General features: G+C 40.9%; 13 protein-coding genes, 1 pseudogene and 1 riboswitch. Of the genes and pseudogenes, 6 read left to right on the top strand and 8 right to left on the bottom strand.

The genetic code is table 11. The features are described from left to right. Positions 1–87: 87 nt before the first annotated feature. The 6 genes from AR328_RS14425 to dapA all read left to right on the top strand — a co-directional run bounded on the left by AR328_RS14425 (position 88) and on the right by dapA (position 6,495). A complete protein-coding gene (locus AR328_RS14425) occupies positions 88–1,485 on the top strand; it encodes a YfcC family protein (protein ID WP_066296459.1) in 1,398 nt (465 codons plus the stop codon). 119 nt (positions 1,486–1,604) lie between these two features. Then, complete coding sequence (locus AR328_RS14420) at positions 1,605–2,762, top strand: M20 metallopeptidase family protein (RefSeq protein WP_066296456.1); 1,158 nt, start codon at positions 1,605–1,607, stop codon at positions 2,760–2,762. A 184-nt stretch (positions 2,763–2,946) separates the two neighbouring features. Next, positions 2,947–3,720 (top strand): amino acid ABC transporter substrate-binding protein, encoded by a 774-nt coding sequence (locus AR328_RS14415; RefSeq protein WP_066296454.1) that lies wholly within the window; start codon positions 2,947–2,949, stop codon positions 3,718–3,720. Positions 3,721–3,781: 61 nt separating this feature from the next. Continuing rightward, the gene (locus AR328_RS14410) at positions 3,782–4,438 is read left to right on the top strand and encodes an amino acid ABC transporter permease (protein WP_066296452.1); all 657 of its coding nucleotides are present in this window, start codon (positions 3,782–3,784) and stop codon (positions 4,436–4,438) included. Between the two features lie 14 nt (positions 4,439–4,452). Continuing rightward, positions 4,453–5,196 (top strand): amino acid ABC transporter ATP-binding protein, encoded by a 744-nt coding sequence (locus AR328_RS14405; RefSeq protein WP_066296448.1) that lies wholly within the window; start codon positions 4,453–4,455, stop codon positions 5,194–5,196. A 103-nt stretch (positions 5,197–5,299) separates the two neighbouring features. Next, positions 5,300–5,478: riboswitch (Lysine riboswitch) on the top strand. Positions 5,479–5,610: 132 nt separating this feature from the next. Beyond that, positions 5,611–6,495 (top strand): 4-hydroxy-tetrahydrodipicolinate synthase, encoded by an 885-nt coding sequence (dapA, locus tag AR328_RS14400; protein ID WP_066296441.1) that lies wholly within the window; start codon positions 5,611–5,613, stop codon positions 6,493–6,495. Positions 6,496–6,551: 56 nt separating this feature from the next. On the opposite strand, the gene AR328_RS14395 is transcribed toward dapA, so the two are convergent. The 8 genes and pseudogenes from AR328_RS14395 to AR328_RS14365 form a co-directional block, all read right to left on the bottom strand. Then, the gene (locus AR328_RS14395) at positions 6,552–7,838 is read right to left on the bottom strand and encodes an NCS2 family permease (RefSeq protein WP_066297325.1); all 1,287 of its coding nucleotides are present in this window, start codon (positions 7,836–7,838) and stop codon (positions 6,552–6,554) included. Positions 7,839–8,268: 430 nt separating this feature from the next. Continuing rightward, positions 8,269–8,850, bottom strand: coding sequence for a hypothetical protein (locus tag AR328_RS14390; RefSeq protein WP_066296439.1), 582 nt, complete (start codon positions 8,848–8,850; stop codon positions 8,269–8,271). A 9-nt stretch (positions 8,851–8,859) separates the two neighbouring features. After that, on the bottom strand, positions 8,860–10,032 hold the full coding sequence (locus tag AR328_RS14385; RefSeq protein WP_066296436.1) for a ParM/StbA family protein: 1,173 nt from the start codon (positions 10,030–10,032) through the stop codon (positions 8,860–8,862). A 293-nt stretch (positions 10,033–10,325) separates the two neighbouring features. Further along, positions 10,326–10,781, bottom strand: coding sequence for a peptide-methionine (R)-S-oxide reductase MsrB (gene msrB, locus AR328_RS23090; RefSeq protein ID WP_269433526.1), 456 nt, complete (start codon positions 10,779–10,781; stop codon positions 10,326–10,328). Then, positions 10,767–11,288: pseudogene (gene msrA, locus AR328_RS23085) on the bottom strand (peptide-methionine (S)-S-oxide reductase MsrA); the annotation flags it as partial. The pseudogene msrA and the gene msrB, both read right to left, overlap by 15 nt. An 87-nt stretch (positions 11,289–11,375) precedes the next feature. Next, positions 11,376–11,567, bottom strand: coding sequence for a hypothetical protein (locus AR328_RS14375; protein WP_066296430.1), 192 nt, complete (start codon positions 11,565–11,567; stop codon positions 11,376–11,378). 67 nt (positions 11,568–11,634) lie between these two features. Then, complete coding sequence (locus AR328_RS14370) at positions 11,635–12,843, bottom strand: MFS transporter (protein ID WP_066296427.1); 1,209 nt, start codon at positions 12,841–12,843, stop codon at positions 11,635–11,637. Positions 12,844–13,134: 291 nt separating this feature from the next. Next, positions 13,135–14,415, bottom strand: a complete 1,281-nt coding sequence (locus tag AR328_RS14365) for an MFS transporter (protein WP_066296424.1) — start codon at positions 14,413–14,415, stop codon at positions 13,135–13,137. Between the last annotated feature and the right edge of the window lie 88 nt (positions 14,416–14,503).

The raw sequence follows: 14,503 nt of genomic DNA, 5'->3' as shown, positions 1-14,503 counted from the left end.
CATATAGTCATGGACTTTGTCGATAGACTATTTCCGCTTCACCGGAATATCGACAATTTTATTATTTTACAATAAAGGAGCTTAAAAATGGGTAATCCTATTCAACAGGACAAAAAAGGATTGAACATCAATGCTTTTGTCCTCATTTTCTTTGTTATTGTCATCGCTACGATTTTGACTTATATTTTGCCAGCAGGAGAATATGATAGAATTGAGAAAGCTGGACGCACTATTGTCGTTCCGGACTCATTTCATTTTACGGATCCATCTCCAGTTGGATTCTTTCATATTTTTACTAGCATTCATTCAGGCATGGTCCAAGCAGCAGGAATCATCTTTTTCGTTTTACTTGTGGGCGGCGCCTTTGGCGTATTAAAGGCGACTGGCGCTCTCGATGCTTTGATTTTCAGTACTACTAACAAGCTAGCCAATAAGGAATTATTGCTTATTCCAGTAGTAACGCTGTTTTTTGCGGCTGGCGGCACATTGATGGGGATGGCGGAAGAAACGATCGTTTATATAGGGATCATTACGCCATTAGCCATTGCTTTAGGCTTTGATGCCATGGTTGGGTATGCGATTGTAGCACTTGGAGCGAATATTGGATTTATGAGTGCCGTTATGAATCCATTTAATATTGGGGTTGCCCAAAGCATTGCCGAACTGCCAACTTTTTCTGGCATGGGTTTAAGGCTAGTTCTTTTCGCGGCTTTCTATTTGGCCGGAGTTATTTATATTTATCGCTATGCTAAAAAAATCAAAAAAAATCCTGAGCTAAAATTCTTTGGCAACTTCCGCGAAGGAACAAGTAACCATCAGCAAACAGAAATAAAGCTCGAAACTCGTCATAAATTAGTATTAATTGTTTTTCTTCTTAACTTTGTTGCACTCATTTTTGGCGTTTTAAAACTGGGCTGGTATATAACTGAAATCGGCGCCCTCTTCCTATTATTTGGGGTTATTGCCGGGGTCATCGGAAAATTAAGCCCGAATAAAATTGCGGACAGCTTTTTAGAAGGAGTAAAAGAAGTCATCAGCGGAGCCATTATCATTGGATTTGCACAGGCGATCCTCGTCGTCATCCAGGATGGGAAACTGATGGATTCAATTCTTTATTACTCTTCTTCCTTCCTAAGTCTGCTTCCGCCAGCCTTAAATGCAATCGGGATGTTTTTCGTGCAGCTGTTTCTAAATTTCCTCGTTCCATCTGGAAGCGGACAAGCGGCTCTTACAATGCCAATTATGGCTCCACTGTCTGATTTAGTAGGCGTGACAAGACAGACAGCCGTTCTAGCGTTTCAGCTTGGCGATGGGATATCCAATTCTATATTCCCAACATCCGGCGTACTCATTGCGGGGCTTGCGATGGCTGGCATTCCTTATACAAAATGGGTAAAATGGGTATTGCCATTTATATTTATTCAAGCAGGACTAGCGATTGTATTCCTGCTTATTGCACAAATGATAAAATACGGGCCTTTTTAAAAATTGAATTCACCTATGGGGTATGCGGAGGAAACCTTTGATCCTAACCGCATGCTCCATAGGCTTTTCCATGACCAAAAGTTTTATGGCTTAATTATGATTTGGAGGTTTTATTCATCATGCTACAGACAAAATTAGTTGATTCAGATTTAATCGATTGGACTATTAAAGTTCGAAGACATTTTCATATGCACCCTGAGCTATCGGGGCAAGAATACGAAACAGCTGCTTATGTAAAGGAAAGAATGGCTGAATTCGGAATTCCCGTTGACGATCGTTTTTCAGCACCTAATGTAGTCGGCTATTTTAAAGGGACCGAAGGAAAAAAAACAATAGCACTTAGAGCCGATATGGATGCCCTTCCCCTTCAAGAAGAAGGAGACAAGTCTTACATTTCGACTGTTCCAGGCGTTATGCACGGATGCGGCCATGATGCCCACACAGCTACACTGCTCGCTGTTGCTAAATGGATGAGCTCAAATCCGCATTTAGTAAAGAATAATATTGTATTCATCTTCCAAAGCTCTGAGGAAGCGTCTCCTAGTGGAGCGAAGCAGCTTGTGAAAGAGGGAGTTTTAGATGGTGTGGACGCTATTTACGGAATCCATTATATGTCCGGTGTACCGCTTGGCAAAATCGGATTTGCCACAGGCTATGCAATGGCTTCCAGTGATGACTTTGACATCACGATCGAAGGAAAAGGCGGACATGGCGGTTATCCTCATGAGGCGGTAGATCCAATCTATATTGCCACACATCTTATTCAGTCATTCCAATCCATTATCGGCCGAAGCCTGAATCCTTTGCACGCTGGCGTGATTTCAATTGGAGGAATGCAAGCCGGCAACTCCTATAATGTCATCCCAGATAAGGTAACAATGCAAGGTACTATTCGCGCCCTAACATTTGAAGGTGCCGAATTAATGCACGAAAAAACGGAGCAATTAACAAAGGACATTTGTGCAAGCTTTGGCGCAAAAGGTCATTATCATTTTATCGAAGGGACGCCACCGTTATATAATCACCCAGAAGCATGCGAATATGCGAAAGGTATCATCGAAAAAACCTTTGGTGAAGACGTGTTTATGTCCATTGATCCTGTAATGGGAGCAGAAGACTATTCCTTTTATTTGAAGGAAAAAGTTGGGGCTTTCGTCAACATTGGCATGCAAGGAGAGAAAAGCCAGTACCCTCACCATCATCCAAAATTTGATGTAGATGAGGATACGATTCCAGCAGGTATTGAAACGATGCTTCAGCTGGCTTTAAATGCTTAAGCAATATGACAGGATTTTTCTAATGAAGAGGGGCCGCTCCCCTCTTTTTTTTATTGTCTAATTTTCTCAGCCTTTTTACTAGAATAAATCTCCTAATATTTCTATTTACTTTTTTATTTTATCTTGTTATCATGATAATATGGTAACGCGCTAAAGGATTATGACAAAAGGTGGTCTACTACTAATGAAACGTTTTTCAGCTATTATTCTATCAATATTAACTGTATTTACTATTTTGACAGGCTGTTCATCAAGTGACAGCACGAAGGATAACGAAATTATTATTGGAATTGACGATAAATTTGCTCCTATGGGATTCCGCGATAAGGAAAATAATCTTGTAGGCTTTGATATCGATTATGCGAAAGCTGCAGTTGAAAAAATGGGGAAAGAAGTTAAATTCCAGCCGATTGATTGGAAAACAAAGGAATCTGAACTCAGCAGCGGACGAATTGACCTCATCTGGAATGGGTATACCATTACTGATAAACGAAAAGAAATGGTTCTATTCACAAAGCCTTATTTAGCGAATGCCCAAGTAATTGCAACAAAAGCTGATTCTAACATTAGCACTTTGGCTGATTTAGATGGAAAGGTGATTGGTCTTCAAGGTCTTTCCTCTGCATCTGATGCCTTAAATGCAAATCCGATTAAAGACAGCATCAAGTCTGTTTCCGAGTATGCCGATAATGTTCTTGCCTTAAGTGACTTAAAGGCCGGCAGAACTGATGCGGTGATCATTGATGAAGTCGTGATTGATTACTACATGGCCCAAGAAGAGGGTACATTTAAGGTCCTTGACGAATCTTTAGCACCAGAAGAATATGGTGTAGGTGTGAAAAAAGGAAACGATGAATTATTAAAAGAACTGCAAAAAGCCCTTGATGAGTTGAGCGCGGACGGAACCGCTGCTGAAATCTCGAAAAAATGGTTCGGTGAAGACAAAGTTCTAAATTAAATTATCGAAGCAAACAGGGTTTCCCTCGGAAAGCCTGTTTTGTTTTTGGAGGAATTCTTTCATGATGGACTATATTCTTACAATTATTAAGCCCATGCTTGAAGGGGCTCAGATGACAATCCTTTTATTTATTATTGCCATCTTCGTGTCCATTCCATTAGGCTTTCTTTTAACTTTAGCTGTTAAAAGCTCAATCAAGCCTCTCTCATGGCTGGCACAAGCCTATATTTATGTCATGCGCGGAACCCCGCTCCTCTTGCAATTATTATTTATTTGTTTCGGGCTCCCGCTTATCCCTGTAATTGGGGAATATTTAGTGCTTGATCGTTTTGTGGCAGCTTGCTTGGGCTTTATTTTGAATTATGCCGCCTATTTCGCGGAAATTTTCCGTGGGGGTCTTTTGGCTATTGATAAGGGACAATATGAGGCTTCACAAGTTCTTGGCTTAAGCAAATGGCAGACAACAACAAGAATAGTCCTGCCGCAAATGTTCCGAATAGCGCTCCCTGCTGTTTCAAATGAATCGGTGACATTAGTAAAAGATACGGCACTTCTCTATGCTGTTGCCGTACCGGAATTGCTGCACTTTGCACAGACAGCCGTTAACCGCGACTTTACCATTGTGCCGTTTTTCATTGCCGGCATTATTTATTTAGGCATTACGCTTATTTTAACTGTGTTCTTTAAATGGCTCGAGAAGCGCTATAAATTTGTATAAGAAGGATTGATATTATGGCTATCATAGAAGTATCCAACCTGAAAAAATCATTCGGTCATTTAAATGTTCTGAAGCAAATTACATTTGATGTTCAAAAAAATGATGTCATCGCCGTCATTGGCCCTTCCGGTTCTGGAAAAAGTACCATGCTTCGCAGCCTCATTCATCTGGAGAAAATCGATGGTGGCAGCATTTGTATTGATGGTGATTATTTGGTGAAGAATGGCGTGTACTCCAAACCACAGGAATTGAGTCGCATTACATCCAAAATGGGGATGGTTTTTCAGCACTTTAATCTATTTCCTCATCTAACGGTTAGAGAAAATTTAGAAATTGCCCCTAAAATGGTGAAAAAGGAATCGGCGGGGTCCCTTCAGAAGCGCAGCATGGAAATTCTCGAAAAGATTGGCTTAGCTGATAAAGCAGGTGTATACCCCGGAAATCTTTCAGGCGGTCAAAAACAAAGAGTCGCTATTGCAAGAGCTTTAATGATGGAGCCGGAAATTCTCCTGTTTGATGAGCCTACGTCTGCTCTAGACCCTGAATTAACGGGTGAAGTGCTGCAAGTAATGAAAAAGCTCGCTGAAGAGCAAATGACGATGATTGTCGTCACTCATGAAATGGGCTTTGCTAAAGAGGTCGCCAATCAAGTTCTTTTTATGGATAATGGAGAAATTGCGGAGTCCGGCCATCCGGATCAATTGTTTTCAAACCCTCAATTTGACCGGACAAAGGTATTCTTAAATCGGGTTTTATAATAGGCATCTGGAAATTTTTTTCTAAATATACCTTGCAATTTAGGCAAGCTTCCGTTAATATTGAATACAATTAAATAAATTTCTTATTTCAAGATCTTTTTGAAGTGAGGATAGAGGTGCAAAGACCATCAGTACACAATCGGAGGATAATGAGGTCCTGTGATGATGTAGAAAGGGGAATTTGCCGAAGTTTTAAGAATCTCATGTTCTTAAAGCTGGGCCTGTGTTGAATAAATACAGGACTGTCATATAGGAGACACTATATGGAGGGCTATCGCACAAGAAACGGTGAATTTCCACACTATTGTTTCTACAGCAACAGCGAGCCTCTCGTTGTTGCTTTTTTGCGTATAGTTTTAAAATGCCCTATCACCTCTATTTTTTAAAAAAATTAAAAAAAGGGTGTGTGAAGTTATGAATTTTGGTCAAGTACTAACGGCAATGGTTACGCCATTCGATCATAACGGTAAGGTTGATTTTGAAGCTACTAGAAGTTTGGTTAACTATTTAATCGAGAATGGCTCAGACGGATTAGTTGTTGCGGGGACGACCGGCGAGTCGCCAACGTTAACAGAAGATGAGAAAGTAGCGCTATTTAAGTTTGTTGTTGAGGCTGCAGGCGGCAGAGTTCCCATTATAGCTGGAACAGGCTCGAATAATACAAGAGCTTCCATTAGCTTGACTAGAAAGGCTGAAGAGGCTGGAGTGGATGGCATTATGCTTGTTGCGCCATACTATAACAAACCATCTCAGGAAGGAATGTATCAGCATTTCAAAGCCATTGCAGAAGCAACGTCCCTGCCGGTCATGCTGTACAATATTCCAGGACGAAGCGTTGTGAATATGTCCGTAGAAACCGTTGTAAGACTTTCTGAAATTCAAAATATCGTGGCCATTAAGGAAGCTAGCGGCGATCTAGACGCTATGGCCCAAATCATTAGCGCGACACCAGATGACTTTACTTTATACAGCGGGGATGACGGTCTTACATTACCAGTTCTGGCTATCGGAGGAGCAGGAGTTGTTTCTGTTGCTGCCCACATTATCGGGAATGAAATGCAAGACATGGTTAACAGCTTTAAAAATGGGGAGCTTCAAAAAGCCGCGGCTGCCCATCGCGAACTTCTTCCGATTATGAAGGCTTTATTTAATTCTCCAAGTCCAACACCAGTGAAAGCAGCCCTTAATATGAAAGGGATTCAAGTCGGCGGAGTACGCCTTCCGTTAGTACCGTTGAACAAAGAGGAAATGGAGGCATTGCAGGAAGCGTTGCAAATGCAGCCTGTACAAGTCGGCTAATTATAAAATTAAGGCACTTTCCTTTTAATAGGAAGGTGCCTTTTGTTTTAACGAAATCAAAGAGTACCTGCAACAAAATACAGCAGAAAGAAAAAAGCAATGATATACATCGTTCCAGTCACTTCCTTTTTTCTCCCTGTTGCCCATTTTAAGACCGGGTAAGCAATAAAGCCAAATGCAATTCCGTTAGCGATATTAAACGTTAGCGGCATGATGGCCAGCATCAAATAGGCTGGGAAAGCCACTGTAAAATCACTAAATGGAATTTCTTTTATGGACTGGACCATCAGACAGCCAACAATGATCAAAACGGGTGCGATTGCGCTATTCGGAATCACTTTAAAAATCGGTGTGAGAAAAAGTGCCGGTATAAACAGTAATCCAGTTGTAAACGAGGTTAAGCCTGTTCTTCCGCCCGCTGCAATTCCAGTTGCAGACTCAGCAGCAGTTGTTGTCGGACTGCATCCAAAAAGGCCCGCACCGATGACTGAAAAGGAATGTGCTTGAAAGGACTTGCGGAATTTCGCTTTATCTGGAAGCAGGCCAAGCTGAGCACCCATATTTTGAAAAATAATGACCATTGATAAAGAAAATACGGCTGTCCAAAAATGAAATGTCCCCATTTGGCTAAAATCAAAGGCTAAAAAAACCTCATCATATCCGTTAAATGAAAAACGGAACTCACGCAACTTTGAAAAGTCCACAATTCCAAATAAAGCCCCTATGAATGTCCCTATCAAAATTCCGATCAAAAAGTTCCCTTTAATGTTTTTCTGAAACAACGGGACTAGAATAAGCAGAGTAAGTAAAGTCGTTAAAGCATGGGGGTCGCTAATCTTTGCCAGGGCTACAAATGTCCCCTCATTTGCTACGATCACACCCCCATTTTTCAAACCTAGAAATGCAATAAATAAGCCAATTCCTGCAGTCATAGCATGAATCATAGACATCGGAATAGAATTCGATAAATAAACAGCGACTTTCGATGTGGTCGTTAACACATAAACAATTCCTGCTATCAGCACAGCGGCCAAAGCCTGCTGCCAAGAGAGGCCGAAAGATAACACAAGGGTAAATACGAAAAACGCATTATCCCCCATCCCTGGAACGATGATCAGTGGAGAATTCGCCCAAAAGGCTAATAACATACATCCTATGAAGGAGCAGATCACAGTGGCAATTGTTACTGCTTCATAAGGCATACCGGCCATATTCAGAATCGCTCCGTTGACAACAATAATATAGGCAACCGTTATAAAAGAGGTCAGACCTGCAACCACTTCAGTCCGGACACTCGTTTGTTCTTCTTGAAGATGAAACCATTGGTTCAAATGTTTTAACAAGGGGCAATCACTTCTTTCTATAAAAAAACTGGATGTCTCTCCGACCTCCAGCTTCATAAAAAAATGCTTATCATTTTTCAAAGTTCTACTATTTGAAATTGGCCCTTTACCGCCTAGGCTATTCCACTTTCATATTAATTCCTTTTGATTATTTTGTCCAACACATAAGTCTCCATCCATTTTACTTACGGTATTGAAAGGAAAAATGGGGTTCATAAGCGGAGAATTTCCGGCTAATGTATATAATTGTGGCTAAAAGACAGATATAAGAGGAGATATTCCGGTTAAGCAGTCAAAACAAGTCAAAATCCAATGATTTGGAACATCTAAACGGAAAAACTCCTCTTATTTTTAGGGAAATATGTGTATTTCCCAATTTAAGCGGAATTTTTCCGTTTATTTTTTTGTAATTTCAATTTCCAGAAGAACCCTACTTATTCATCTTGGCAAGGAAATCGCCGAGCAGATCATCAAGGTCGAATTCGGCAGTTTCTTCTTCCACTTCCGGTTCCTGATTTTCCTTGGCTGTTTCCCAATCAAACGCCATTAGGTCATCGTCCATCGCTTCTTCTAAAGCTGCTGCTGATTCCTGTTCATATTTCGATTCCTCGTCCACAGTGGAAATCTCGGGTTTCTCTTGCAAATACAATGCTTCATTAATATCGGTAGAATTGCTTTTCATCGATGCCAGTAAGGAGGTTGACCGAACGGGATCGATTAGCAGCTGATAAATAATATTGCCTATGAGGGCTTCGGAATGCTCATGCTTTAGCCAATCTCGCTGGTTTTTACTTAGTCGCTGCGGAAGGGGAATCGTAATCGTTTCTCTTTCATGGGAATAGGATTTTCCGACCCCCTCCAGAACAAACTCGGCCATCTTGCTTGAGAAATTCCTTCGTTCAGTTTCCTTTAGCTTTTGCAGATGCTTTAATAAGTGGTCAGGTGTATCTGAAGGGAGGCGAAAGGATATTGCTTGTCCCCTTTTAATCATGCCTGGTTTTGATTTTCCCATAGAATCACCTTAGCCTTTCACAGGCTCTTTAACCGCTTTTACCTTCTCCATTTTTCTTGCATAGTCCTTAATTAATTTATAATAGGCATTGGCCATCATCCAAATGCTCTCTTTTTCATTTTCAAAAAAATCTATGTTATACCCATCTAAATTATTGTTGATTGTTTTTATATATTCCTTGAGCACATTCGCTCCGCCGCCGACAAAATAGCAGATCTCAGTCTGCGAGTTTTTCTGCCATACATTCCGCAATAAACGATACTGCTTCTTTGCCAAATCAAGCAGGATTCGGTCTGTAATGTCATGGACACTTGTCCGGCTTCCTTTTACCATAATATGATTACGGTCATTTTTCTTCGTTATAATTTCAACCACATCTCTGCGGCTGTCGAGTTCAATGCCATGCTTGGATCTTATTTCTTCTCTGATCGCTTCTAATGATTCGGACACGCCAAGATTAAACCCTTGTGCCTTATCATCATCAACATTGCGATTCTTAATAACCGCTATATCAGTAGACAATCCTCCGATATCTTGGATAATAATCCGCTTGTCGATCAGATCCTTATTGATAATCTTTAAATCATTATCCATGACTAGATTAATATAGGCTGCAAATCCTTCAGGATAGACCTTAACCTCATCAAACCTAAGATTCACTTTTAATCCTTGGTATTTAGGCGTAACAAGAAATTCCACCTGATGGACAGACCCTATTAATTTCGAACGGTATCCGGCATCCTTTCCCTCCTTCACCTCACGAAGGGGGAGACCTGTTCCGAGTGTGTAAGCAGCATCGATGATATTTTTTGTCCGCTGGAAAACATCGTTGTTTTCTGACCTTACTGCATCTAAAGCCAATGTGGCAAAAAGCATAATTAATGTTTGATCTTCTTCTGATTTACTGCTCCCAGGATCAAGCTCTGATGCGCTGTTGCTTTTTGTTGCCAAGTTTCCAACCCGGTAAATGGCGTTATTCTCTTTTAAAGCAGGCGAGTGGACCTTAATATGTATGCCATCAAGCGGATTTTTCTGATCCAGCTCTTCAATTCCAATGATTGGACGATCCTCTGTGTCCCTTGCAATAATATTAGGAATATTTAATTCATAATCTAATTCTCCAAAGATCGCCTTTACGGAATCATTTCCAACGTCAACTGCAGCAATTCTGAATTTAGTCATTACATCTTCATCCCTTTTCTATTAGTTTTAGCCGTTATGTATATTGCTTCTCTAAAGGGTAAAGGGGATGAATCAATTCTTCAATGGGGAGGGCGGAAATAAAATACAACTGTAAATTTGTAAACAAGTTTGTAAACTAAGCCATTTATTGTAAACATTTATGTATACTTTCGTAACAAATGCGTACACATGCCGTAATTAAAGGATGTGTACGTATTTGTAAACATGTAAACTTATTTGTATACATTTGTTTTCATTTTGTAAACATGTAAACAGGTAATAACTAGATGGTTTTAACGCTGTTCAAATAACTGCAAAAATTCTCCATACCCTTCATCCACAAGTTTATTTTTCGGAATAAATCGGAGGGCGGCTGAGTTTATGCAATACCGAGCATGGTCTGGACCTGGTCCATCATCAAAGACATGGCCCAAATGGGAATCGGATGATTTTGCCCGGACCTCTATTCGTCTCATTCCGTAAGAGGTATCTAGCTTTTCCTCGATTTCCGGTCTTCGCAATGGCTGTGTAAAGCTCGGCCAGCCGCAGCCGGCATCGTATTTATCCTTCGAACTAAACAACGGTTCGCCAGAAATAATATCTACGTAGATGCCTTCCTCTGTATGGTCCCAAAATTCGTTTCGGAACGGAGGCTCTGTCGCGTTATTTCGTGTGACTTCATATTGAATCGGGGTTAACTCCTTCCTCAATTGCTCTTCACTTTTGAGGTTTTTCCAGTTCTCACGAATAAATCGCGCACGGCCTGAGCCTTCTTTATAAAGATTATAGTGAAATGGATTTGTTTTATAATAATTCTGATGCCTATCCTCGGCAGGGTAAAAATCCTTTGCTGGCAGAATTTCAGTTACGATCGGTTTTTGAAAACGGCCGCTGGCAGCTAGTTCATTCTTTGACGCCTCAGCCAATTCTAGCTGCTTTTCATTATGATAAAAAATCGCCGTTCGATAGGATAGGCCTCGGTCATTGAACTGCCCTCCCTCATCGGTCGGGTCAATTTGCTGCCAAAATAGTTCAAGCAGTTTCTTATATGGAAAAACGGCAGGATCGAATGTAATTTGGACCGCTTCATAGTGGCCGGTTGTATCAGAGCAAACCTCTTCATAAGTCGGATTTTCCTTATGACCGCCCGTATAGCCTGAAATGACCTCCTTTATCCCCGGCTGCTCATCAAATGGTGAAATCATGCACCAAAAACAGCCTCCAGCAAACGTTGCCAGCTCTAATTTTTCTGACATTCTAAATCAGCTCCTTCCATTACTTTCTACTATCATACCGCAAAAAAATAGACGAGAGTAGTTCTCCCGCCTGACTGCAAATGATTCTTATAAGGGTTTGTTCGGCTCATAGGTTGGCTGTTGATTTCGCGCCTGGTAAGCCTGGCTTTTGGCTATCGCCTGCTGTACACTTTCCTCTAAGGAAAATTCCGTATCAGTCTTGTCAAAATGCCCAAATTGATTTTGAGCTTCTACTACCCGCTGCTGTTCCTTTTCTTGATCCAGCTTTCGCTTTAGCATGCGCACACACTCTCCTCTGTGACTAAAATACATCTATAGAGTTTCCAAACATTCGCGCATTATGCTTTTAAAAGGAAACGGCTTTTTTCGAGTCCTCATGAGCTATGTGACGCTTAAATTGCAGATAGAAATAAGCGGTCAAACCAGCTGAAATCACTCCGAAAATCACAACCATCATCTGCATCCCTACTAAATCCAGTAAGAACCCTGTTCCTAGAAGAACGATCTGGAACATCACGCGATCTAGCATACTGCGGAAAGAGAAGAAGCGCCCATGAAATTCTTTCGGCATTCTTGTTTGAAAAATGGTCGCAGCCGTAGGATAGAAGCATCCTACTGAAAAACCAACAACAGCGAAAGCCGCAACCGTCACTATTTTTGAGTCTACAAAGAACAATGACATCTGTGCAAATCCCACGATGAGCGAGAAGAAAAACATAATGCTATAAGGCGACCAGCGATCACTCATTTTCTTCACGGCAAAAGCCCCTATCATAAAGGCAATGCCCTCAGCTGCATAAATAATCCCCTTCAGCAATTGATCATCATGAATTTCGCTTATTTTGATGACCAGAAGGTTAAAACCGCCCAAGAATAACAGCGGAACAAGCGCTAAAACAAGCGTCATAAATACGATCGGCAGCCCTTTAATGACAGGCAATACCTCTTTAAAGCTCCCCTTTGACTTAGACATGCACGTGGTTTTCTGCTTAACCGGTTCATCAATTTTTAGAAATAATGTAAATAGGAATAGGAAGAAATAAGCAATAAATGATGTAAGATATAACATAAACAATGACATAGCTACTAGCAGGATGCCCGCCAAGGATGTGCCTAAAATCCGGGCAATCGTGGCGACATTCATATGGACTCCGTTCATTCTCAATAAATCTTTTCCATCCACAATTAAAGGAATGGCTGCTTGAAGTGCCGGGAAATAGAAAGAGGCCGCAATCTGAATGCTAATGACAAACACTACGAGCCAAAAAATGGAGCCAGTCTGCAAGGCGATAAACATAAAGAGTACACTCACCATTCTCCCAAGACCCGCATAGATCATCACCGTTTTTTTCCTCTTTTGGTCTGTAATCCTTCCTGCAATGGGACCAGCCAGTATTCCAGCTAATAACCCAATTGCCAGAATAACGGATTTCATAAAATCAGATGGCACCTTTTCCTGCATAAATTCAAGGTTCCCAATGATCCCCATCCACAATCCTAACCCAGCAATTAATTCCCCGCATAAAATGATCCACACATTTTTGTTTCGCCACATATCCAGATTTCCCCTTAAATTTCATTCGATAATCGAAATATATATGATTATATCCTAAATATTATGATATTTCATTAAAAAGACTTGGAAAAAAGTGTTTAATTGCTTATTGCTACGTAACATAATAGGGGACATACGTTCGATAAAACTAAGCTATTTTGCAAAATAACGGAACCATAGTCAGCGTGGAAATTTCGGGGTCACTCCTTCTGCTATTTGTAAAGTGACGTTAGGATGGGAAAATGAAAATATTAAAAAAAGAAAGCAATCCTATTTGCTTTCTCGAAAATATTAAGCAAGTGCTTTCTTCGGTTCTTTCCCTCCCAAAAGTTGTTCCTTAATGAGTAGTCCCCCGATTAAACCGACAAGCGAAAAAAGAACCGGTATGATAAATCCGTAGTGATACCCCACATTACCTGCAGCCGTACCAAAGTGATCCAATACCTTCCCAAAAATACTTGGCAAAAGAACAGCACTCAGAAAACCGCCTGTATTCGCAAATCCCGAAACAAATCCAACTTCCTTTACATCAAAGGAAAGGCGTACAACGGCAAAAGTAAACATATTAGCTCCGTTACAAAAGCCGATAATAAAAAATAGCGAAATCAGCATAAAAAATGGCGGCTTCCCGCTTAATACAAAAAACACGCACCAGCAAATAACAGTGATGGAATGAACAATAACATAAGGACGCTTGATTGTTCCTAACCGATTGGCCACCCAGCTAGATAAAGGAGAGCCCATAACAGCACCAATCAGACCAACCATAATGAGCTGGCTCGCATCAGAACGTGTCATCCCGTACATGTGCATCCCATATGGCACCGCCCATGAACCAATAAATCCAATATATGTTCCGACAATTCCGAAGTGACAAAAGAAAGTCGCCCAAGCTTGACGGCTTGTAAGGATGCGCCTTAGCAGACTCAGTGTCTTTTCACGTTTTCCCCTTATTATCGGGGAGGCAGCTGCGGAATTAGTATCTGTTTTAAACATCTGTTTCGGTTTATGAACGAGGATGAAGTATAGTATGAATCCGCTCAACAATAATATAAGACCCGTTGTAAAAAATGGTTTTCTCCAGCCCCATAACGTAATCCACTCAGAAAAAGGTAATGTCGCCAGCAGGAAGCCCAGACTCCCAACCATCCCCGCGATTCCAATCAATCCGACAAATTCATTGCCCTTAAACCACAGGCTTAAGATCAAGACTACGTTTACCCAAATAGTCGAATCACCAATTCCCACTAATAATCTAGCAAACAAAAGAACATACTCATGCTCTGCCAAACTATAAATCAGCGTCCCTGCCCCATTTAATAAGGTTCCCGCGATGAGGAAAATATTAGGTCCGAATCGATCGGACAGGATCCCGATTGGTATTTGCAAACTAGCATACGCCAAAAATTGAATACTCGTCAGCAATCCAATGGTCGATGCCGTTACACTAAAATCCTTCATAATTTGATCTGTAATTAATCCCGGGGCTGTTCTTTGACTTGCAATTACACAATACGTAAACAGGACTGTGGCAAAAACAACCCATCTGTACTTGCTATTTTGTTTATCCACTCGTTTCTACCCCTATAAATTTTTTGTGATTTCTTCATTATACACCAGATTCTTCGTGTGCCGAACGTCTTTTCTATTTTATGGAACC

Source organism: Bacillus sp. FJAT-29937 (assembly GCF_001509555.1).
Lineage (GTDB): Bacteria > Bacillota > Bacilli > Bacillales > Cytobacillaceae > Cytobacillus.
The sequence above is the reverse complement of the archived record's forward strand: the minus strand, read 5'-3'. Positions and strand labels throughout refer to the sequence as shown.

Bases quoted from the DNA above. Each gene is read 5' to 3' on its own strand.
- AR328_RS14425 (WP_066296459.1), top strand. From the start codon at position 88: ATGGGTAATCCTATTCAACAGGACAAAAAAGGATTGAACATCAATGCT.
- AR328_RS14420 (WP_066296456.1), top strand. From the start codon at position 1,605: ATGCTACAGACAAAATTAGTTGATTCAGATTTAATCGATTGGACTATT.
- AR328_RS14415 (WP_066296454.1), top strand. From the start codon at position 2,947: ATGAAACGTTTTTCAGCTATTATTCTATCAATATTAACTGTATTTACT.
- AR328_RS14410 (WP_066296452.1), top strand. From the start codon at position 3,782: ATGATGGACTATATTCTTACAATTATTAAGCCCATGCTTGAAGGGGCT.
- AR328_RS14405 (WP_066296448.1), top strand. From the start codon at position 4,453: ATGGCTATCATAGAAGTATCCAACCTGAAAAAATCATTCGGTCATTTA.
- dapA (WP_066296441.1), top strand. From the start codon at position 5,611: ATGAATTTTGGTCAAGTACTAACGGCAATGGTTACGCCATTCGATCAT.
- AR328_RS14390 (WP_066296439.1), bottom strand. From the start codon at position 8,850: ATGGGAAAATCAAAACCAGGCATGATTAAAAGGGGACAAGCAATATCC.
- AR328_RS14385 (WP_066296436.1), bottom strand. From the start codon at position 10,032: ATGACTAAATTCAGAATTGCTGCAGTTGACGTTGGAAATGATTCCGTA.
- AR328_RS14375 (WP_066296430.1), bottom strand. From the start codon at position 11,567: ATGCTAAAGCGAAAGCTGGATCAAGAAAAGGAACAGCAGCGGGTAGTA.
- AR328_RS14370 (WP_066296427.1), bottom strand. From the start codon at position 12,843: ATGTGGCGAAACAAAAATGTGTGGATCATTTTATGCGGGGAATTAATT.